Source organism: Cytobacillus sp. S13-E01, from assembly GCF_029193815.1.
GTDB lineage: Bacteria > Bacillota > Bacilli > Bacillales > Bacillaceae_L > Bacillus_BV.
In genome coordinates this window covers 1-20,279 of record NZ_JARFVC010000022.1, presented here as the reverse complement: position 1 = coordinate 20,279, position 20,279 = coordinate 1, and the positions used below count along the sequence as shown (strand labels likewise).

Genomic DNA, 20,279 nt, shown 5'->3' with positions numbered 1-20,279 from the left:
ATAATATGAAAAAAGTATGGAAACAACCTGTCCTAGAAGTACTAGATGTAAATATGACAATGGCCTCAACTGTTTGGGGGCCATACACTGACGAAGCGTATGTTCCTGGTGAGGAAGAGGATCCGAATAATCCACAAACTTGGAAACGCTTTACTAGTTGATGGTTAGAGTAAGGTAATTAATGCCCTTATACGATTAAGTTTGTATAAGGGTTTTATGTTAATGAAAAAAAACTGTGGAGTGAATACGATGTTAGAGGCCCCAAAAAAAATTATTATGTATAAAGCTTTTGGATTAAATATTTCTTGTGATGTCCAATTTCCAGAACTGACTATTAAAAAAGAGCAAGTGGATTCATCAGACATTGAGATAACTGGTATATATGGTAATAGTTTTCCTGTTATATCATCTTCGAAATATGAATTTATAATAAATAAAGATGAGGTAATATTTCATGCTCCTAATACGGCAACCTTTCTTATAGAAAAAGGAAAAAGAATTATATATAAACCAATTATAAATGCTGATATGGATCTAATCCGTCTATATATACTAGGTACTTGTATGGGTATATTACTTATGCAAAGAAAAATAATACCTTTGCATGGGAGTGCTGTAGTAATTGAAGGCAAAGTTTATGCTTTTGTTGGCGATTCTGGGGCAGGAAAATCAACACTAGCTTCTGCTTTCATAAAAAGTGGGTATCAACTTATTAGTGATGATATTGTACCTATATCACTTTCTGATGAAAATTTGCCTATAGTCACACCATCATATCCTCAGCAGAAACTTTGGCATGATAGTCTAAAAAAACTTAAAATAGATTCAAGTAATTATCGCTCCATATATGGACGGGAAAATAAATTCTGCGTACCAGTTTCTAATACATTTTGCACTCGAAGTTTACCTCTGGGTGGTATATTTGAATTGATTAAAGACGAGGTGATTAATAGAGTTGAGATTAACTCGATTCAAAAGCTTGAACGTTTGTCTACTTTGTTTCGAAATACATATCGTAACTTTTTAATTCCTGAAATGGGGCTAACAGAATGGCATTTTAATTCTTCCACCAAAATTTTAAATGATATTGATTTTTACCGTTTAAATCGTCCATCTTCACGATGTAGTACACATGAGATTGTTTCATTAATATTAGGTAATTTAAATAAAGGAGAATAATAATAATGTTAATTAAAGATGGAATAGTGCTTAGTAATAAGGTAACTCAAGTAGAGGGAAACATAGTTAGTGATATGGATGGAGAAAAGGTAATGTTGAGTATTATTAACGGAAAATACTATAATTTAGGTGAAATAGGCGGTGTCATTTGGGATCACATGAATGAGCCTATGTTAGTAGAGAATTTGATTACCATATTAACTAAAGGATATGAAATAGAGAAATCTGAATGTGAGGTACAAGTAATATCCTTTTTGAATCATTTACTAAAAGAAGGATTAATAAATACTAGTAAGGAATAGAAGATCTTAGTTAATATATGTTTGCTTGGGGGAAGTGACTGGCTTGACCACTATTAAGAAATTAGGTATTTTTTTAAAATTAGATAATAACACAAAACTTTTAATGTTAGAATCATTTATTAGTTTAGGCTGTTCTCGTGTTATAAAGGCCATGCCTTTTAAAAAAGTTATTAACAGGTTGGGTATGTATGAAGAAGAAACTTCGTTTACTGATAATGACCTGGATAAGAAGATAATAAAGAGTGTTTCACAGGCTATTGACATTATGAGTCGGTATACATATTGGGAAAGTAAATGCCTCGTCAAAGCTATAGCTGCAATGAAAATGTTAGAGAGACGAGATATTGAAAGTACACTTTATTTAGGAATTGCCAAGGACGAATCTGGTAAATTAATCGCACACGCTTGGTTACGAAGTGGATCCTATTATATTTCTGGATCTGAAGGTATGGAAAGGTTTACCGTAGTTGGAATTTTTGCAAAAAAAATAAGTAGTTCATATTGATAGGGAGAAAGATATGGCAAAGAGTTTCACTCTAAATTTAAATCAAATACCTAAAGAACTAAAGCTAATAATGGAAATTATAAAATATAATCATAATATAAATAAAGAATATTATGAAGACATTGATTGGAATAAGTTCCTTGAACTAGCTATCCACCACCGTGTCTATCCGATATTATATCCCACAATTAAAAAGATTGATAATAAAGTAATACCTTCATACGTTATCCAAAAACTGTCAGAAGTGTATAAAAGTAACATTTTTCAAATGCTTCATTTGAGTTCAGAAATCAGTCAAGTAAGTAAGTTATTTAAAAAGGAAGGGGTAAATCTACTAGTCTTAAAGGGCCCCGTTCTTGCAACAGATCTCTATGGGGATATTTCTCTCCGAACTTGCGGAGACTTAGACGTTCTTATACAAATTGAAGACTTAGATAAGGTTGAAGAACTATTAAATAGTATTGGTTATATCAAAGATGATTATATTAAATCAATATTAAATGACTGGAAATGGAGACATCACCACGTTACATATATCAATCATTCAAAGCAAATTAAACTTGAAATTCATTGGAGATTAAACCCTGGGCCTTCCAAAGAACCTAGTTTTAGTGAAATGTGGGAAAGAAAAAGGGAAATAACAAACACTGGCTATCCATTTTATTGTTTGGGGAGAGAAGATTTATTTTTATTTCTTGTAAGTCATGGTGCCCGTCATGGTTGGTCTAGGCTTAGATGGTTAATAGATATAGATCAAATTACTCGACAAAGTATTGACTGGGAAAAACTTACTAGTTTAATGTCTCAAAACCAATATATTGACGTAGGTGGGCAAGCTCTTATTCTAGCTTCTGAATTGTTAAATACTCCTATTGGTAAAGACATGCGAACAATTATAAATGGGAAACGTTCTTACAGCCTTGCCGAGCAAGCCATTTTTTATATTGAAAGGATGGTTAATTTACATTCAGAACCAATCCCAAATCAAATTGCAAGATATCATAAACGTCATTTATTCTCTCTAATGTCCATTCAGCAAAAGTTTTTATTTATTTTGAGTTTTTTATACCCATATCCTGAAGATGCAGAAAATTTACCGTTACCAAACCGTCTTCATTTTTTATATTTTCCGTTACGACCATTTTTATGGGTTTGGCGGAAAACAAGTAAACACGTAATCTCTAGGGGGATTTAATATTGAAGCACATCCTACACTTCACAAAGCAAATACACTCTTTTTCTGGTAAAGTTTTATATTATAATCTTATAGCTATGATATTTATAGGATTGTTAGAGGGTGTTGGAATACTGTTGTTAATTCCTTTGATTAGTCTTACAGGCATCCTAGATTTAAATATAGAAGCATCTTCTCCTTTATATAAATTTAATGGGATATTTCAAGATATACCAGAAACAATTAGCCTAATATTAATCTTATTTATATATGTTTTGTTAATTATAGGGATAGGATTTTTTCAAAGAAATCAGACAATATTAAACGTTAAAATTCAACAAGGATTTACCCTTCATTTAAAAGAAAAAACGTATAGATCATTATTACAAGCAAACTGGGGATTTTTTTTGAAAAGAAGAAAGTCAGATATTATTAATACTATGACAAAAGAGATCAGCCGTGTTAGCAGCGGTACAAATTTATTTTTGCAATTTATCTCTTCCCTAGTATTTACGATAATACAAATTTGTATTGCTCTTTGGTTATCTCCATTTTTAACTATAACAGTAATGTTTCTAGGTTTTGCACTTATTTACTTATCTAAAAGTTTTGTTAAAAAATCTAACAACTTGGGTAAAGAAACTATTGAGTTATCACAGAACTTTTTAGCAGGTATCACAGACCATTTTAATGGGATAAAAGATATAAAGAGTAATAATCTAGAAGAATCTCATATAGTTTGGTTCCGTTCTGTAAGTCAAAGAATGCTTGATAATGGACTCGAATTAGTGAAACTAAAGACTACATCTCAATTGTTATATAAAATTATTTCTGCATTCTTAGTAGCTTTTTTTGTATTTATCTCTATTAAAATGTTTCAGGCACAGCCTGCCCAACTCATGCTAATAATTATTATATTTACTAGACTATGGCCAAGATTCAGCGGAATACAATCTAACTTGGAACAACTAGGTTCTATCGTGCCATCCTTTAAGGTTTTAGTAGATTTACAGAATGTTAGCTTAGAAGCAAAAGAGTATGATGAGGAAAACAATGTTAAACCTATCCAAATTAAGAAGGGGGTAGAATGTAGAGAGGTTAATTTTAGATATAATATAAACGAGCCTGTATTTGCTCTAAAAGACATAAATATTCATATTCCATCCAATCAAATGACAGCAATTGTAGGGCACTCAGGAGCTGGGAAAAGCACATTAATTGATTTATTAATGGGGTTAAACAAGCATGAGACAGGTGAAATATTAATAGACGGAACTTTACTAACTGAAGATAATTTGTTATCGATGAGGCGTTCAATTAGTTATGTTTCACAAGATCCATTTTTATTTAATGCCACAGTGAGAGAAAATCTATTATTAATCGAACCAGATGCAGGAGAAAATCAAATTTGGGAAGCTTTGAAGTTTGCTTCTGCCGATGAGTTTGTAAAGAAGTTGCCTAAAGGTCTTGATACACTTATTGGTGATCGTGGTGTAAGATTGTCTGGGGGAGAAAGACAACGAATTGTTTTAGCCCGAGCAATATTACGGAAACCATCAATACTAGTTCTTGATGAAGCAACAAGCGCTCTTGATACTGAAAATGAATATAAAATTCAGCAAGCACTGGAACAATTAAAGGGAAATATGACAGTTATTGTTATTGCACACCGTTTATCTACAATTAGACATGCGGATCAGATAATAGTTTTAGATAAGGGGAATATAATTCAACAAGGTAGTTATAGTCAATTAGCTAATGAAAAACGTGGTATGTTTAGTAATTTATTAGGTAAGCAACTGGAAATGGTAAAATAGCTGCACCCATATTACATGGGTGTTTTTTGTAGTACTGTAGGTATAACAATTTGCGAAAAAAATGATGACAAATTCATAGGATGCAAAGATTCTAGGGATTTTCTAAATATAGGAGAAGGCACTCCTTAATACGAACGTAGAGTGCCTTATAACCTATTGGGATTAACCCCAACAATATCAGGTATGTCGAATAGTTTTTAAGAAATTAGAAATTCTCTTCTTGAATAATCTGATATAAAGAAAAGCTATGTTTCTATTGTTCATTTCTTTTTCAACATTAATCAATTCTGTTGGTGGGAGAAACCAGATACATAATTCTTTAATACTAAACCTAATTGAATCATAACTAAAGATCTGATAATCGAAAAAATCGAAATATTTTTTAATAGATCTATTATCTGTGTTTCGAATATGCTCATAATTCCAGAATATATATCTTTTTTTTGAAGGAAGTTTTATCAGCTGTTCCAAATATGAAAATTGAGTGTACACAGTTGTTAATGTTCTAATCAGCCTCTTTAATGTCTTATCATCTTTTGCCACTTTAAACAAAGTAATTAAATCTAATCTACCTTGACAATTATGTATTAATTGTAGAATATCAATAAAATATTTCAAAGAGTTCATATTATGTCTCCAGCCATGAAGAACAATCATGTAGAACGTATGAAAATCCGATAGCTCTTTTACATAATTAAAATCTTGAAATGGCTTCGATTGATTCCAAAATTCTTCTATATTTAAATCAGCCGTAGTTGGATCCACAATGTTCCAATGTAGTTCTACCATTAGAGGAATGGTTGACTGCGGTAATTCTTTATTAAAGGTTAAATTAAACCCTGAAGGAATATCCTTTAGATCGGGTGTAAACCCGAGAGTGTTTATACATTCTATCGCTCTATCAAGCTCATTATTCTTAATTAATAAATCAATATCTGAAGTACTCCTTGCCCCAATATGACCAAAGTACTGTTCAGCAAACACTGTACCTTTTATTGGTATAACTTCAATGCCACTCCTTTCGAATTCTTTAAGTAGCATTTCCGTTTGATTTTTTATAAAAAGATTTTGATACAATGCCTCAGTATATTTCTGTTTTAACCTTTTTTGAAAAAAGAGAGGAGTTTCTTCAAGTTTTCCAGCTTGTTTTAATAGATGATAGATTTGTGATGATATATCAAAGAACTCAATATCTTCAATTGCCTCGTTATAATACTCGTCTTTATCTGGTATTGGAGTATTAGAATCATATAATGCCCGAATTAATTCAATTGCCATCAATGTATACTCCTCACTTTAATCATTTGAAGCCAACGATAATATAGTTTTTTTTGGTTCAAAATTAGTTTGATGTAGATTTCGGTAAAAGCCAACTTGATTAATAAGTTCTTCATGTCTACCAGTTTGAACAATCTTTCCTTCATTCATTACAACTATTAAATCTGCATTTTGTATAGTAGATAGTCGATGTGCTATGACAATTGTCGTGCGATTTTTCATTAATCGCTCTAAAGCGACTTTTACATAATACTCAGTTTCGCTATCAAGAGCAGATGTAGCTTCATCTAATAGAAGGATTGGTGCATCTTTTAGTAATGCTCTTGCAATTGCAATCCGTTGTTTTTGTCCCCCAGATAACTTAACTCCTCTTTCACCAATATCAGTGTCATACCCATCAGGAAGGGATATGATAAAATCATGAATATTTGCATTATGTGCAGCTTTAATCATATTTTCCTCAGAAATATCAGGACGTGCTATCTGTAGGTTATCCTTGATTGATCCATCAAAAAGGAACGATTCCTGTGGTACTAATGCTATTGCACTTCGTAGTTCTGAAAGAGAAAGATCTTTTATTGGTACTCCATCTATCAATATATCTCCAGTTTGTGGTTTGTAAAATCGAAGAAGGAGGTTAAATAATGAAGTTTTGCCAGCACCACTATGGCCTACTAATGCTACAACCTTACCTGCAGGAATGTTTAGATTAAGTTTGTCAAACAGCAGGGTATTTTGCTCATAACCAAAAGTAACATTTTTAAAGGCTATTGAATGTTCTACTGAACTCGGAGTGTAGTAAGCAGGTAATACAGTAGATTCAGGGTTATAATCCAAAACACTTGAGATTCGTTCAATTGCTGTTATAGAGTGTTGAAAACTTGCCCAAAGTCCTGCGAGCCCTGAGAGTGGATAGAGTAAATAACCCATAAGGTTAAGAAAAATGAGTAGGGATCCTACAGTAATTTGTTGAATAGACACAAAGTATGCACCTAAGCTCAAATTTACTAAATAGGCGATAGAACTGATTGCATGTGAACCTGAATAGAACCATCCTCGCATTTTTGTATTTTCTAACTCAAGGTTATAAAGCTCATTGTTTTGTTTTGAATATCTTTTATGAAATATTTTTTCCATTGTAAATGAACGAATAATTGAAAGACCTTGAAAAGACTCATTGAGTAAGGTATTCATATCACTATATAATTTATGTACCTTTCTACTATTACGACGAAGTATTAGACCGAAATATGCACCTGTAATAAGTGCGAGGGGTGCTAGTGTAATCGTTAGTACCGTCAATTGCCAGCTAATATATGTTAAATAAATAAATGCTGCTGAAGATAACAAAGGGAGCCGAATTAACTGAATCAGACTACTTCCTATAAGTCCATCAATATTGTGAATATCGTTTGTGAAATGTGAAAGTAATTCACCTGAATGGTGATTAGCAGTTTTATTGGCAGGTAAAAGCAAAATGTGCTTATATAAGTCAGTTTTTAAATCTCTTTTTAAGGTACTGGATGCAGCAGTTTCAAAATATGTTGTAAAAAAGGTTGATAGAATACTAACAATTGTGAGAGATACTCCTAATGGCAGCAACCATCTTAAACGGTCAAAATTACTCTGAATAGCAGCATTAGTAATATTTCCCATAAACCAGGCAAAGGCTATCGTAAGAAAAATTTCAATCAATAAAAAGAAAAGGAGACCTATGTAAGCCTTTCGGTGTTTATAAATATACGGTTTTAATAAAGAACCAGCTTTTTTAATGTCCTGTAGGTTAAAATACTGCTTTACTTCAGGCAAGAGTCGCTGTAGCTTTGATTTCATTTTAGACACTCCATTATACTCTAACATGTAGTTGATATTTTTCTTTTTTATTAAGGTATAATCTTAAGGAATATGATATGAAGGGTAATGATAGTATTAATCTTTTCCATACTGTTGCAGATAAACTTGTAATTTTTTTCGTTTTGCTTCCTCTTTTAATTCTTGTTAGCCTACCAAGAACTTGATCTCCTAATATTGGTTCATCGTAAGATAAATTTGTATCCCCTTTAAAAAGCAAACACTGCTCTTTATTAAATTGCTTAACATTATAATAACGATGGGCTACTAGCTTTCCATTCCCTAAAAGGAATAAACAAATATCGCCTTTCTTTAACTCCGTTGGTTTGCATACTGTAAAACTGCAAATGTCACCTTCAATAATAAACGGGTACATACTGGTCCCCTTGGCTGGGAGATCTATTATTCCAAATTTCTTCAATACCTTGGTTAGCACCATTGCTTCAGCCATATTAACTTGCATACTGAACTAATCCATATTCTACCAAATAATTCAAAAAGGATTCAATGTCTTTTTCGTTTGTCGAAGTTTCAAAATTTTTGATGATTTCTTTATGAATAGAGACTACTGTTTGAGGTTTGTCTAACATTAACCAACAAAACCCACCCAAATCATTAACTCTCGTAATTGTATAGTTATCAGTATTTAAAATAATCCATTCATCATCAAGTTGTGTAGCTTCATAGTTATTTCTTTGTATGAACTGGAACATTATGATATCAACTCCCAAAATGTATCATTTTTTTGAAATTGTAATTCATATGCAGGAACATTCTGAACTAATAGCTGCAATAATTGAATAATTTGTTTCGACTCTATTGAATCGTTAGTCCAAAAGAAAACCTTATCGATTAATCGAAGTAAAGCATCTGCCTTTTTTAAAATTGTTCTTTTGTTCTGTTGCGATTGTTTTAGTAGTTGAATACTTCCTAAACTTGTTAATGTTTCGTTACCTCTAATTTTAATTTCACTTCTAAAAGGAGAATCGTAAATAATAATTTCCTTAGGAGAAATTTTTACTAGAGTTGCTTCATCGGATAGAAGGCTACGTGGATGTGATAACTTCGCTGCAGTGGATTTTCCAGCACCCGAATGACCAGAAAAAATGTGTCCTTTGCCATTATCTATTACACATGAGGAATGAATTAATAGACCCCAATTAATATGAACAATAAAAGAACTATATAAATTTAAAAAAGCATGTTGTAAAGCTAAGTCATCATGAACATATATCTCGGCATATTTAAAATTAGAATCAACCTGGATTAAGTAATCAGCCCGGCAATAGGATATTAGATTTTTATTTTTTGTGATAGTAACATCATAATTAAGAAAAGGCACTCCAAAGCCTTCGTTTATGAGGATATTCATATTTGATTGGATGTTTAAATCATTACATAAGGTATATTCGTTAATAATAGTTCTCATAACATTTATTGAATTACTATTAACATGAAAATAATGTTCACCTATATTAATAGTTGAATTTATCACAATAAATCTCCTTCTATATTAAATAGAGTAGGTCATTATTGAGAGTCAAGGGTTAAGCACTGACTCTCAATAACCTTAAATTTTATTTGTTTTTACCTGGCGGCCCACCAGGACCTCTTCCCGGAGGTACTCCACCATTCCCAGGGTTTTCAGGACCTACTGGATGTCCTCCACTCGGTTCCTTTTTGTTATGTGGTATGTACCCTATCTCACTTGCTGGATTCCAGCTTTTTGCAGTTTCAAATCGGATGGGCTGGTGACTTAAAACTAAAGGACGGTTTTTGGCATTAAGATTCAAATTTACACCTCCTTGTTTTTATTGTACCTTTTATCAACTTGTTCAATTTAACGAACAAGTTGATAAAAAATAAAATATATAATTAATAGAAAGCATTATATTGTTCCATTTAATTTACTAATTTTCATTACCTTCTAATTATAATAGTTTAAAGGTTCTTTTTAAAGAACAAATAATCGACAATAAACAACAATTTTTTTATAAGAATAAATTATTTTAAATGAAAAGGTTTTAGGAATCTTTGAAAAGATAATTGATGAAATACACATATTGGAGGGAAATTGGTCTGCATTGTAAATTTAATCTTGTCTTTTTTACTATATTATAGTATGTTCTTAATAAAGAACATCTTAACAACGAATCCCGAAAGCAGGTACCAAAATGCAACCAATACTTTTTCGATCCATACTAACATTATTACCATTCCTATACATGCTCTTCATCTGGCTACAATCCAGCAAATTCAACCCATCACAACTAGAGTACATCTACCCAACTATTCACCCAATCGTTTTCTTAACGATAGGAGCAACACTAGAACTGGCTCACCTAATCCAATTTGGAATACTATATCTCCTTATCATCGTTGCCTTCCTTACATACGATGAACTTAACTCCAAAAAGGAAAAGGTCGCACTTACTATTGCACTTTTATACGGAATCACGGATGAAATTCATCAATACTTTGTACCATTTAGATCCTTTTCTTCTATTGATGTTCTTAAAGATATTATAGGAGTATTGGTGATATGGTTCCTTATCCGAAGAAAATATTACTCAAGTAATCACTCTAGAATAGGTTCCTTCTTAAAAGGAATAACAAATCTATCAAGAAAAAACAAACCAAACATCCCATTGTAGAAGTGCCTGGGTCCACATAAAGTCAGGCATTTCTTAATACATTATCGTTCGTTATTAAGAATAAATAAAGAGTGGTGAACTAGTTGAAATTCATCTTCATATATTTAGCCCTACTAAACCTATTCGACGGAATCATTTCCTACATAGGCCTAAACAGGGGAGTCATAACCGAAGCAAACCCATTAATGAACGAGCTTTATTCCTATCATCCAATCCTTTTTCTAGCCTTAAAAGTAGCTTTATCTCTTTTCTTGTACATATTCATCATCTTAAACATCATACCAAGCAAGAATTGGTTCAAAGCACTCACATTATTAGCAGCGACATTATACACAGGCACATTTATTCTTCACGGATTTTGGTTATATCTTGCAGTTTTCTAAAATAGCATAGTAAAAAGAGGTGATCAACTTGTACCAAAAAAACTGTACAAGATGTAAGCGTGATTCTTATAGCAGTTGTAACACTGAAAAATGGCTATGTCCATATTGCAACTTTGATATTACCCACATGAAAGCACACCAACCAAACCACCATTCAAAGATCTCTTCCGTCTATAAAAAGCTAAATGAAAAGAAAGCAAAAGAGGCTTATCAAAAGACATTATTATCAATAAGGACAAAATAAAAACGTTCATGAGTTTTATTCATGAACGTTTTAACGTTTTTCATTTATTTTCCACTTATTAAATTCGAGGAATTCACGGAATTGGTCTTTTGAAACTCCGGATTTCATTGCTTCATTGACCAGTTTTGTCCACTCGGAGTCAAGCTCTGTACCTGTTAGTACTTCATCTTCATCGTGTAGTAATGTATTTACTGAAACATTTAATACGGAAGAGATTTTTTCTAAAAATTGTACAGAAGGGTTCGATTGGAGGTTGCGTTCAATTGAGCTTAAGTAAGACTTTGCAACTCCAGCTCTTTCAGCTAATTCTGATAAAGACATTTTTCTCTGCATTCTATATTTTTGTATACGTTGACCAATCATGTCACACGTCACCTTCCTTCATCATCGATTATAGCATATCTCTGAAGGTTTTGTACTATATGACGAACTATGTTGTGAAGAAAATAGCAGAATTGATATGAAATAAGTGCCTTTTATACAATTTCACTGCATTCAAGAGCTTTTTCTATAAAGAACGTTTTGATTTCATCTACACTAATACCCATGTCCAGTGCTTCTAAAATTAATTCTACCCATTCTTGATCCAGCTGCGCATTTCCATTATTAATCATTCGTCCATTTCCCTCCTAAAATACTGTAAGCATTCCAGGCAGCCCAGCCATCATCATTGGGTAATCCAACCTAAGACCTGTGACTTTGCGTCCCCATTTTTCAAAAGGTTTGCCTTTTTCATTTGCTTTTTGATATTAAGTAAGTCTTTTTAGTTACTAATGGTCTACGTATGTATAAGACTTTTGTTTTAATAAATAGAAGTATAAACAATAAGAGGAATTTGTGTTGTAGAAGTGTGTCGATGTCAAAACATTACCAAAAATGATTATCTTTCGTGCTTTTTCGAACAAAATCAAGCCTTTAAACCTATAATATTTGTCGAATTTACTCAGGTTTTATTATGTTAATGGTATAATAGTCCTAACTTTGTGAATAAAAGTTATAAAGTGGTTAATAAACTTTTCAAAAAGTAAAGTAGCTTTTTGTAGTATTAACAAAAATACCCAAATCATTTGTCGATATTTTCCTACAGAAAATGTGTAACCTACCCCCAAAAAGAAATAATTAGCTAAATTTTCAGATAATTCGACATGTACTTTATAAATTTCCATACTAAAAAGAGTTCCTAAAGGTAAGAAGCCCTAGTTCTTTATCACATTACTAAAAAGAGCTTCTTTGAGGTAGAAGCCCTAGTTCTTTATCACATTCTGCATTAAATAAAACAACCCGCCATTAATGATCTCGACCTTAACTTTTGGCTCATATTGCTCTTTTAGTGCTGTTTTTTCAATCTCGTAGCTTTCAGGTTTTTCGTCCAATCCCGCATAAAAGTGATCTAGTAATTCCAAATCCTCATTCCAACGTTCTTTAGCATCATCCGCCCAAGTGTGATCATCTGCTTCAACATAGTTCGTTATATACTGTTTTATTCGATTTAACCCACTTTGAGGTTTAATTAACGGTGACATTGTAAAACAGTAATCTGGTATTTTGGCTTTTAAATCTAGTTGTTCTAATTGCTTTTGGAAGTTTTCTACGAATAAGCCTGTGATTAAGTTTAGACCAAGAGACATTAAAATATCTCTTTTTCGGTCACATTGATACGATACTTTTACGTTTAGCGCAATCCAAGGATGAAGTGGAATATTCCCTGTTGTTTGCATCGATACATTTTGAGATACATTTTGATAAAGACGAATGTAGCCGGCAAGTGTTTTCGTTGAATCAAAAATTTGATGCAATCTTGGTGCGCCAAAATGAACTATTTCTCCTTTAAGATCCTCAGGTGCGCTTTCCTTATCTGTTACTAATGTTAATAGCATTGGATTTGGTATGCCACCCGTTTTTTCGAGATAATGCCAGTAAAAGGGGCGGTTCATTAATTGTTTGTCTAATTCAACGGACAACTGTACTGTTAGGAATGCATTGTGTCTTTCGACGATATCACATTCATTAGCCGTAAAATAACGGTCCAAAAACTTATGAATTTCCTGTTGCTGCATGCTGTTCATCTCCTTCTGTCATTTGTTCTCCATAGCTGATTATAGAAGTGAGATTTTCCATTTTAATACGCATTTCACCATCGCTCTTCGAATGAAACAAGATATCTTTTATATGGTCTTCAATATCGCCAATCTCTAATCTAGTTAGAATCTCATCAAGCTGACCGATAACACGTTCGAATAAATTAATTTTTTCATATAACAGCTTTAAAATATGTTCTTCAACGGTATTCTTTGTCGCAAAATTATAGATGTGAACATCCTTTTCCTGACCGAGACGGTGAATACGACCAATCCGTTGTTCTAAGCGCATTGGATTCCACGGTAAATCGTAATTTATAATGTGATTACAAAATTGAAGGTTAATCCCTTCACCACCAGCTTCTGTTGCGATAAGGACTTGGATCTTATTTTGGAATAATTGCTTCATCCAGTCTTTTTTCCCTCGTTTAAAACCTCCTCGAAAGGGTACGGATGATATTCCATTTTGTTGTAAGTACCACTGGAGATACAGCTGGGTAGCTCGATATTCTGTGAAGATGATTACCTTATCATCGACATTTTTAATTAACTCTAGCGCTTTCTCTGCTTTAGAGTTCGTTGTAACCTGTTCAACCTTTTGCATCAGTTCGGTAATCACTTCATTTGGAACTTGGCGACCTTCTTCATCTTTTTTCTCGAGCATTTTCTTTAATGTAAAAAATACAGCCTCACGACTACTACATGCTTCACGCTGCAAAGTCATAATCGAGAACATACTGTTTATAAATGGACTTTGATTCGAACGATAAAAACTAATTGCGTCATAAAGGTCTCGCTCCGTTTTTGAAAACTCAATCGGAATAGTCTCAACTTGGCGTTTTGTCCACTCAATCCCAGTGTCATCACGGCGATTCCGAATCATCACCTTGTTCACTAGATCTTTTAAGTGCTTATCACCATCTAATGATCGATTTTTCGTATTGTATGATTCCTCGAAATAAGACTGGTTACCTAAATGACCTGGTTTTAATAAGGAAACTAAATTGAAAATCTCATCAATTCTGTTTTGAATCGGTGTTGCAGTTAGTAGTAAGCAAAACTTTTTCTTGAGATTTTGTATAAACTCATAGTTTTTCGTTTTGCTGTTTTTTAGTTTATGTGCTTCATCAATAATGATTAGGTCATAGTCTTGTTCATAGACGATCTCGCGGTGTGGACTACGTTTTGCCGTATCAATAGAAGAAACAACAACATCATACTGCTCCCACATATAGCTTTTTTTCTGTTGAACAGCTGGTATATAGAACTTTTGGTTCAGCTCCATCGCCCATTGTGAAACGAGTGATGCCGGAACAAGAATAAGTACTTTTTTTACAAGACCACGAATCATATATTCTTTTAAAATAAGTCCGGCTTCTATCGTTTTACCAAGTCCAACTTCATCAGCTAGAATTGCTTTCCCATTCATTTTTTCAACAACTTGTTTGGCAACCTCTAATTGATGAGGAAGAGGAGTAAGTTGTGGTAAATGCTTAGGTGCTTGTAAGCCTTCAAACTCGGGAATAGTTAAATGACCCTCAACCTCATTTGCAAGTTTATAAAGCTCCCAATTTGCCCAAGGACCATCTTCGTCAATTCTCTTTAAAAAATCATCCTGCCAGGAGTGATCAAACTCTATGTCGACTTTCATCTTATCAGTCCTTTCTATGGGGTGTAATGTTCTATTTTAAAGGATATATCGAATATTGATTGAATAAATAAATGGATTTACACTCTAATCACGAACGATTTGGTAGTAAAAATATTTATTGTTAAGGAAATATTGTTATTGCCGAATAAGGCTATTTAATGGTAGGATGATATTAGCTTTGAAAGTTTAGAATAATTGAACAGTCATAGCTCTATTAGGATAGTATAACCAATGATCTTTAAAATTATATATTGGCGAATGAGAACAAGGGGAGAGACTACCGTTTGCGGTGGCGCCGAAGGAGCAAGCAGAAACAATTGTGAATCTCTCAGGCAAAAAGACTCTTGTTTGACGCAACTCTGGAGAGAGCCAAAGGAAACATGTATTGTAAATGAACCTTACTTGTTTATTTAAGATGTTTACTTGTAGGCCACCAAAGGGGAAAGCTTTTTAAAAGGTAAGTGTTCTTTATGAACCTACTTATTTAAGGTAAACTTTCAGGTGCCAGGACAGAGACTTTCACATATAATTGTGGAGTTTTTCTGTCCTTTTTTGCATGTTCAGAAACTCTCCAGGAAGCGTTTTCTTTTATAAGGGAATGCTAATAAGGTTGGATTTACATAAGTGAAGAGGGGGAGTTATGTTGACAGAATTAAAGCGTACACCTTTATATGAAGTTTATGGACAATATGGTGCGAAAACAATCGATTTTGGTGGTTGGGATCTTCCAGTCCAATTTTCAAGTATCAAAGAAGAGCATGAAGCAGTTAGAACAAAAGCTGGCTTATTCGATGTATCTCATATGGGAGAAATCGAAGTAAAAGGCACTGACAGTCTTGCTTACCTACAAAAAATGATGACAAATGATGTGTCACTACTTAAAGACGGCGGTGCACAATACACTGCAATGTGCTATGAAGATGGTGGAACAGTAGATGACCTTCTTGTTTATAAAAAAGCTGATAATGACTATCTATTAGTAGTTAACGCTTCTAATATTGAAAAAGACTTTGATTGGATGCTGAAATATGTCTCTGGTGATGTTACAGTTACAAACATTTCGAATGATGTAGCCCAACTTGCACTACAAGGACCATTAGCTCAGGACATCCTTCAAAAATTAACAACTACTGATCTTGGTGAAATCAAATTTTTCAAATTCCAAGATGATGTTGAAGTTAATGGAGTAAAAGCACTTGTTTCAAGAACAGGTTACACAGGTGAAGATGGCTTTGAAGTTTATTGTAAAGTGGAAGACGCGGTTTCGCTTTGGAACAAGATTCTTGAAGTGGGTAAAGAAGACGGGTTATTACCTATTGGTTTAGGTGCGAGAGATACCCTTCGTTTTGAAGCAAACCTGGCGCTTTACGGTCAAGAACTAACAAAAGACATCACTCCACTAGAAGCTGGAATTGGTTTTGCTGTTAAAACGAATAAAGAAGCGGATTTTAACGGTAAAGAGGTTCTGAAACAGCAAAAAGCTGAGGGTACTCCTCGTAAGCTTGTTGGTATAGAGATGATCGATAAAGGTATTCCGCGTCATGGTTATGAAGTATTTGTAGGCGACGAACAAATCGGTACAGTAACAACTGGAACTCAATCGCCTACATTAAAGAAAAATATCGGACTTGCACTAATTAATACAGAATTTGCTGAGCTTGGAACAAAAGTAGAAGTGCAAATACGTAACAAGAGTCTCCAAGCAGAAGTAGTAGCGACACCTTTTTATAAGCGACCTAAAAAATAAACTGTAGTCGAAAGGGGTTAAACCATGAAACATCGTTATTTACCAATGACGGAACAAGATAAAAGTGAAATGCTTAAAGCGATTGGGGTTTCTTCAGTTGATGAGCTTTTTAACGATATTCCTGAAAGCGTTCGTTTCCAAGGAGAATATAATATAAAGAAAGCAAAATCAGAAACAGAACTTCTTAAAGAGTTAACAACACTTGCAGCTAAAAATGCTGATTTAAGAGCAAACGCATCATTCCTTGGTGCTGGCGTATACGATCATTACATGCCAATCATCGTTGACCATGTTATTTCACGTTCAGAGTTTTATACGGCATATACACCGTATCAACCTGAGATTTCTCAAGGTGAATTACAAGCGATTTTTGAATTCCAATCAATGATTTGTGAATTAACAGGCATGGATGTAGCGAACTCTTCAATGTATGACGGTGGAACAGCTTTAGCAGAAGCAGCAATGCTTTGTACTGGTCATACTAAAAACAAAAAGGTTTTAGTATCTAGTGCTGTTAACCCGGAATCTCGTGAAGTTCTTAAAACATATGCAAAAGGTCAATATATTGAAGTTGTTGAAGTTCCTGCAACTAATGGTTTAACTGATTTAGATGCCTTAAAAGCAGCTATGGACGATTCAGTAGCGTGTATAGTAGTTCAATATCCAAACTTCTTTGGTCAAATTGAACCACTTAAAGATATCGAAGAAATCGCTCACACTGGTAAAAGCATGTTCGTTGTTTCAAGTAACCCACTCTCACTAGGTGCATTAACTCCTCCTGGTAAATTAGGTGCTGACGTTGTTGCTGGAGATGCACAGGTATTTGGTATCCCAACAGGATTTGGTGGACCACACTGTGGATATTTCGCAGTAAATTCAAAGTTAATGCGTAAAGTACCTGGTAGACTTGTAGGTCAAACAGTTGATGAAGATGGTAAACGCGGCTTCGTACTTACACTTCAAGCGCGTGAGCAACATATTCGTCGTGACAAAGCGACATCAAATATTTGTTCAAACCAAGCGTTAAATGCTCTAGCAGCATCTGTTGCAATGACTGCGTTAGGTAAAAAAGGTGTTAAAGAAATGGCTGTTCAAAATATCCAAAAAGCACATTATGCAAAAAATGTGTTTAAGGAAAATGGTTTTGAAATTTCATTCGAAGGTCCATTCTTCAATGAGTTCGTTGTTAAATTAAACAAACCTGTTAAAGAAGTAAATGCTAAGTTAATTCAAAAAAATATTATCGGTGGCTATGATCTTGGTCATGACTATCCTGAATTAGAAAACCATATGCTTGTTGCTGTAACAGAATTACGCACTAAAGAAGAAATCGACACATTTGTGAAAGAATTGGGGGATGGCAATGAATAATCATCAAGATCAACCATTAATTTTTGAACTAACAAGACCAGGTCGTGTTGGCTATAGCTTACCTGAAATTGATGTACCTGAACTTAACCTTGAAGATGTCATTCCTTCAGATTACATTCGTGTTGAAGAGCCTGAACTTCCTGAAGTATCAGAGCTTGACATTATGCGTCACTATACAGCTCTATCAAGACGTAATCATGGTGTAGATTCAGGGTTTTACCCACTAGGATCTTGTACAATGAAATACAACCCTAAAATTAATGAAAATGTAGCACGTATCGCTGGTTTTGCTCATATTCACCCATTACAAGATGAGTCAACAGTTCAAGGTGCACTAGAGTTAATGTATGATTTACAAGAACATTTAAAAGAAATAACAGGTATGGATGAAGTAACGCTTCAACCTGCAGCAGGAGCGCATGGTGAGTGGACAGGTCTAATGATGATTCGTGCTTTCCATGAAGCAAATAACGATACTGCTCGTACGAAAGTTATCGTTCCTGACTCAGCACATGGAACAAACCCTGCATCTGCAACGGTTGCTGGCTTTGAAACAATCACAGTTAAATCGGATGAAAATGGATTAGTTGATTTAGAGCATTTAAGAAGTGTAGTAGGACCAGACACTGCTGCATTAATGCTTACAAACCCTAATACACTAGGATTATTTGAAGCTCATATCCTAGAAATGGCTCAAATCGTCCACGAAGCAGGCGGAAAGCTTTATTATGATGGTGCAAACTTAAATGCAGTATTAAGTAAAGCAAGACCTGGGGATATGGGATTTGACGTCGTTCACCTTAATCTTCATAAAACATTTACAGGTCCACACGGTGGGGGAGGCCCAGGTTCTGGTCCGGTTGGAGTAAAAGCAGACCTAATTCCGTTCTTACCAAAACCTATTCTTGTAAAACGTGAAGATGGATACCGTTTCGATTATGATCGACCACAAGCAATCGGTCGCGTAAAACCTTTCTATGGAAACTTCGGAATTAATGTACGTGCCTATACGTATATTCGTACAATGGGTCCTGATGGTTTAAAAGCTGTTACTGAATACGCAGTTCTAAATGCTAATTACATGATGCGTCAACTTGCACCACACTTTGACTTACCGTTTAACCAACATTGTAAGCATGAGTTCGTATTATCTGGTAAGCGTCAGAAAAAACTTGGTGTACGTACGTTGGATATTGCAAAACGCCTGTTAGACTTTGGTTACCATCCGCCAACAATCTATTTCCCTCTTAATGTAGAAGAGTGTATTATGATTGAACCGACGGAAACGGAATCAAAAGAAACATTAGATGCTTTCATTGATGCGATGATTCAAATCGCAAAAGAAGCAGAAGAAAACCCAGAAATCGTTCAAGAAGCTCCACATACAACTGTTATAAAGCGTCTTGACGAAACATTAGCTGCACGTAAACCAGTTCTTCGTTTTCAAAAACAATAATATATATAGAAGAGATTCATCCGTATGTGGGTGAATCTCTTTTTTTGGAATAAATTACCGCGGTTAGAAGGGTTGTCTTTTGTTTATTCTACTGTTAGTATTAGTACATATCACCTGACGGAAACAACTTACTCATAAATTCAAATCTCTAATCGATTTGTTTTCCAAACTTTGTTAGCTTCGTAGAAGTTGACGAAGAGAAGATTAAATGGTAAGATGATTTTTGTCGCTAAAATAAGTGATAACAGCAAAAAAAATTGTTGACATGAATACGTAATATTGATAAACTATGATTCTGTCACAAAAAAAGTTCTTTGAAAACTGAACACAACACAAGCGTCAATGTTTGTTTTAAAAAAATGAAGTAATGAACATCGATTAAGAACGTCACGTCCTGTGACAACATCGATGTCAGCACTTCCATGTGCTAGTTCAACTCTATTGGAGAGTTTGATCCTGGCTCAGGACGAACGCTGGCGGCGTGCCTAATACATGCAAGTCGAGCGGTTCTTAGGAAGCTTGCTTCCTAAGAATAGCGGCGGACGGGTGAGTAACACGTGGGCAACCTACCTATAAGACTGGGATAACT

The 20,279-nt window shown here is 34.0% G+C and carries 21 protein-coding genes, 1 rRNA gene and 2 riboswitches; of the genes, 12 read left to right on the top strand and 10 right to left on the bottom strand.

The genetic code is table 11. The annotated features are described in order from the left end of the window. Positions 1-5: 5 nt before the first annotated feature. The 6 genes from PY093_RS13835 (at position 6) to PY093_RS13810 (ending at position 4,977) form a co-directional block, all read left to right on the top strand. Positions 6-161, top strand: a complete 156-nt coding sequence (locus PY093_RS13835) for a paeninodin family lasso peptide (RefSeq protein WP_275646446.1) — start codon at positions 6-8, stop codon at positions 159-161. A gap of 88 nt (positions 162-249) precedes the next feature. Then, positions 250-1,179: a phosphoenolpyruvate carboxykinase (ATP) gene (locus PY093_RS13830; protein WP_275646490.1), complete on the top strand. Its 930-nt coding sequence runs from the start codon at positions 250-252 to the stop codon at positions 1,177-1,179. A 5-nt stretch (positions 1,180-1,184) separates the two neighbouring features. Further along, complete coding sequence (locus PY093_RS13825) at positions 1,185-1,481, top strand: lasso peptide biosynthesis PqqD family chaperone (protein WP_275646445.1); 297 nt, start codon at positions 1,185-1,187, stop codon at positions 1,479-1,481. Positions 1,482-1,524: 43 nt separating this feature from the next. Continuing rightward, entirely contained in the window at positions 1,525-1,986 is a 462-nt protein-coding gene (locus PY093_RS13820; RefSeq protein ID WP_275646444.1) for a lasso peptide biosynthesis B2 protein, read from the top strand. 13 nt (positions 1,987-1,999) lie between these two features. Continuing rightward, a complete protein-coding gene (locus PY093_RS13815; RefSeq protein ID WP_275646443.1) occupies positions 2,000-3,181 on the top strand; it encodes a nucleotidyltransferase domain-containing protein in 1,182 nt (393 codons plus the stop codon). A 2-nt stretch (positions 3,182-3,183) separates the two neighbouring features. Then, complete coding sequence (locus PY093_RS13810) at positions 3,184-4,977, top strand: ABC transporter ATP-binding protein (protein ID WP_275646442.1); 1,794 nt, start codon at positions 3,184-3,186, stop codon at positions 4,975-4,977. A 177-nt stretch (positions 4,978-5,154) separates the two neighbouring features. On the opposite strand, the gene PY093_RS13805 is transcribed toward PY093_RS13810, so the two are convergent. The 6 genes from PY093_RS13805 to PY093_RS13780 form a co-directional block, all read right to left on the bottom strand. Further along, positions 5,155-6,255, bottom strand: coding sequence for a nucleotidyltransferase family protein (locus tag PY093_RS13805; protein ID WP_275646441.1), 1,101 nt, complete (start codon positions 6,253-6,255; stop codon positions 5,155-5,157). Positions 6,256-6,273: 18 nt separating this feature from the next. Next, complete coding sequence (locus PY093_RS13800) at positions 6,274-8,088, bottom strand: ABC transporter ATP-binding protein (RefSeq protein WP_275646440.1); 1,815 nt, start codon at positions 8,086-8,088, stop codon at positions 6,274-6,276. 13 nt (positions 8,089-8,101) lie between these two features. Further along, entirely contained in the window at positions 8,102-8,569 is a 468-nt protein-coding gene (locus tag PY093_RS13795; RefSeq protein WP_275646439.1) for a signal peptidase I, read from the bottom strand. After that, positions 8,559-8,819 (bottom strand): PqqD family protein, encoded by a 261-nt coding sequence (locus tag PY093_RS13790; protein ID WP_275646438.1) that lies wholly within the window; start codon positions 8,817-8,819, stop codon positions 8,559-8,561. Before PY093_RS13790 ends, PY093_RS13795 begins: the two co-directional genes overlap by 11 nt. Continuing rightward, positions 8,819-9,601: a hypothetical protein gene (locus tag PY093_RS13785; protein WP_275646437.1), complete on the bottom strand. Its 783-nt coding sequence runs from the start codon at positions 9,599-9,601 to the stop codon at positions 8,819-8,821. The genes PY093_RS13790 and PY093_RS13785 overlap by 1 nt, the downstream gene beginning before the upstream one ends. 82 nt (positions 9,602-9,683) lie before the next feature. Next, positions 9,684-9,899, bottom strand: coding sequence for a hypothetical protein (locus PY093_RS13780; RefSeq protein WP_275646436.1), 216 nt, complete (start codon positions 9,897-9,899; stop codon positions 9,684-9,686). Positions 9,900-10,280: 381 nt separating this feature from the next. Between PY093_RS13780 and PY093_RS13775 the strand changes: the two genes are divergently transcribed. Together PY093_RS13775 and PY093_RS21445 are read left to right on the top strand one after the other, a co-directional pair. Further along, positions 10,281-10,760 carry a VanZ family protein gene (locus PY093_RS13775; protein WP_275646435.1) on the top strand — a complete coding sequence of 160 codons (480 nt, stop codon included), beginning with the start codon at positions 10,281-10,283 and terminating at the stop codon, positions 10,758-10,760. Between the two features lie 83 nt (positions 10,761-10,843). Continuing rightward, the gene (locus tag PY093_RS21445; protein ID WP_481769302.1) at positions 10,844-11,143 is read left to right on the top strand and encodes a DUF5658 family protein; all 300 of its coding nucleotides are present in this window, start codon (positions 10,844-10,846) and stop codon (positions 11,141-11,143) included. Positions 11,144-11,417: 274 nt separating this feature from the next. On the opposite strand, the gene PY093_RS13770 is transcribed toward PY093_RS21445, so the two are convergent. From PY093_RS13770 to PY093_RS13755, 4 genes are all read right to left on the bottom strand, one after another. After that, the gene (locus PY093_RS13770; RefSeq protein WP_275646434.1) at positions 11,418-11,750 is read right to left on the bottom strand and encodes a helix-turn-helix domain-containing protein; all 333 of its coding nucleotides are present in this window, start codon (positions 11,748-11,750) and stop codon (positions 11,418-11,420) included. A 113-nt stretch (positions 11,751-11,863) separates the two neighbouring features. Continuing rightward, positions 11,864-12,001 carry an anti-repressor SinI family protein gene (locus PY093_RS13765; protein WP_275646433.1) on the bottom strand — a complete coding sequence of 46 codons (138 nt, stop codon included), beginning with the start codon at positions 11,999-12,001 and terminating at the stop codon, positions 11,864-11,866. 34 nt (positions 12,002-12,035) lie between these two features. After that, positions 12,036-12,125: riboswitch (cyclic di-GMP riboswitch) on the bottom strand. A gap of 506 nt (positions 12,126-12,631) precedes the next feature. Further along, positions 12,632-13,444 (bottom strand): YqhG family protein, encoded by an 813-nt coding sequence (locus PY093_RS13760; protein WP_275646432.1) that lies wholly within the window; start codon positions 13,442-13,444, stop codon positions 12,632-12,634. Continuing rightward, positions 13,422-15,116, bottom strand: coding sequence for a DEAD/DEAH box helicase (locus PY093_RS13755; RefSeq protein WP_275646431.1), 1,695 nt, complete (start codon positions 15,114-15,116; stop codon positions 13,422-13,424). Before PY093_RS13755 ends, PY093_RS13760 begins: the two co-directional genes overlap by 23 nt. 258 nt (positions 15,117-15,374) lie before the next feature. Beyond that, a riboswitch (glycine riboswitch) is annotated at positions 15,375-15,470 on the top strand. 286 nt (positions 15,471-15,756) lie between these two features. Between PY093_RS13755 and gcvT the strand changes: the two genes are divergently transcribed. The 4 genes from gcvT to PY093_RS13735 all read left to right on the top strand — a co-directional run. After that, on the top strand, positions 15,757-16,863 hold the full coding sequence (gene gcvT / locus PY093_RS13750) for a glycine cleavage system aminomethyltransferase GcvT (RefSeq protein WP_275646430.1): 1,107 nt from the start codon (positions 15,757-15,759) through the stop codon (positions 16,861-16,863). A 24-nt stretch (positions 16,864-16,887) separates the two neighbouring features. Further along, complete coding sequence (gene gcvPA, locus PY093_RS13745) at positions 16,888-18,234, top strand: aminomethyl-transferring glycine dehydrogenase subunit GcvPA (RefSeq protein ID WP_275646429.1); 1,347 nt, start codon at positions 16,888-16,890, stop codon at positions 18,232-18,234. Then, positions 18,227-19,690: an aminomethyl-transferring glycine dehydrogenase subunit GcvPB gene (gene gcvPB, locus PY093_RS13740; RefSeq protein WP_275646428.1), complete on the top strand. Its 1,464-nt coding sequence runs from the start codon at positions 18,227-18,229 to the stop codon at positions 19,688-19,690. Before gcvPA ends, gcvPB begins: the two co-directional genes overlap by 8 nt. Before the next feature lie 438 nt (positions 19,691-20,128). Further along, positions 20,129-20,279 (top strand): 16S ribosomal RNA (locus PY093_RS13735); the annotation flags it as partial.

What these genes read in the sequence shown, in the direction of transcription:
- PY093_RS13830 (WP_275646490.1), top strand. Translation starts at nt 250, where the DNA reads ATGTTAGAGGCCCCAAAAAAAATTATTATGTATAAAGCTTTTGGATTA.
- PY093_RS13775 (WP_275646435.1), top strand. Translation starts at nt 10,281, where the DNA reads ATGCAACCAATACTTTTTCGATCCATACTAACATTATTACCATTCCTA.
- gcvPA (WP_275646429.1), top strand. Translation starts at nt 16,888, where the DNA reads ATGAAACATCGTTATTTACCAATGACGGAACAAGATAAAAGTGAAATG.
- PY093_RS13755 (WP_275646431.1), bottom strand. Translation starts at nt 15,116, where the DNA reads ATGAAAGTCGACATAGAGTTTGATCACTCCTGGCAGGATGATTTTTTA.
- gcvPB (WP_275646428.1), top strand. Translation starts at nt 18,227, where the DNA reads ATGAATAATCATCAAGATCAACCATTAATTTTTGAACTAACAAGACCA.
- PY093_RS13790 (WP_275646438.1), bottom strand. Translation starts at nt 8,819, where the DNA reads ATGTTCCAGTTCATACAAAGAAATAACTATGAAGCTACACAACTTGAT.
- PY093_RS13805 (WP_275646441.1), bottom strand. Translation starts at nt 6,255, where the DNA reads ATGGCAATTGAATTAATTCGGGCATTATATGATTCTAATACTCCAATA.
- PY093_RS13760 (WP_275646432.1), bottom strand. Translation starts at nt 13,444, where the DNA reads ATGCAGCAACAGGAAATTCATAAGTTTTTGGACCGTTATTTTACGGCT.
- PY093_RS13770 (WP_275646434.1), bottom strand. Translation starts at nt 11,750, where the DNA reads ATGATTGGTCAACGTATACAAAAATATAGAATGCAGAGAAAAATGTCT.
- gcvT (WP_275646430.1), top strand. Translation starts at nt 15,757, where the DNA reads ATGTTGACAGAATTAAAGCGTACACCTTTATATGAAGTTTATGGACAA.
- PY093_RS13815 (WP_275646443.1), top strand. Translation starts at nt 2,000, where the DNA reads ATGGCAAAGAGTTTCACTCTAAATTTAAATCAAATACCTAAAGAACTA.
- PY093_RS13800 (WP_275646440.1), bottom strand. Translation starts at nt 8,088, where the DNA reads ATGAAATCAAAGCTACAGCGACTCTTGCCTGAAGTAAAGCAGTATTTT.
- PY093_RS13825 (WP_275646445.1), top strand. Translation starts at nt 1,185, where the DNA reads ATGTTAATTAAAGATGGAATAGTGCTTAGTAATAAGGTAACTCAAGTA.
- PY093_RS13765 (WP_275646433.1), bottom strand. Translation starts at nt 12,001, where the DNA reads ATGATTAATAATGGAAATGCGCAGCTGGATCAAGAATGGGTAGAATTA.
- PY093_RS13795 (WP_275646439.1), bottom strand. Translation starts at nt 8,569, where the DNA reads ATGCAAGTTAATATGGCTGAAGCAATGGTGCTAACCAAGGTATTGAAG.
- PY093_RS13835 (WP_275646446.1), top strand. Translation starts at nt 6, where the DNA reads ATGAAAAAAGTATGGAAACAACCTGTCCTAGAAGTACTAGATGTAAAT.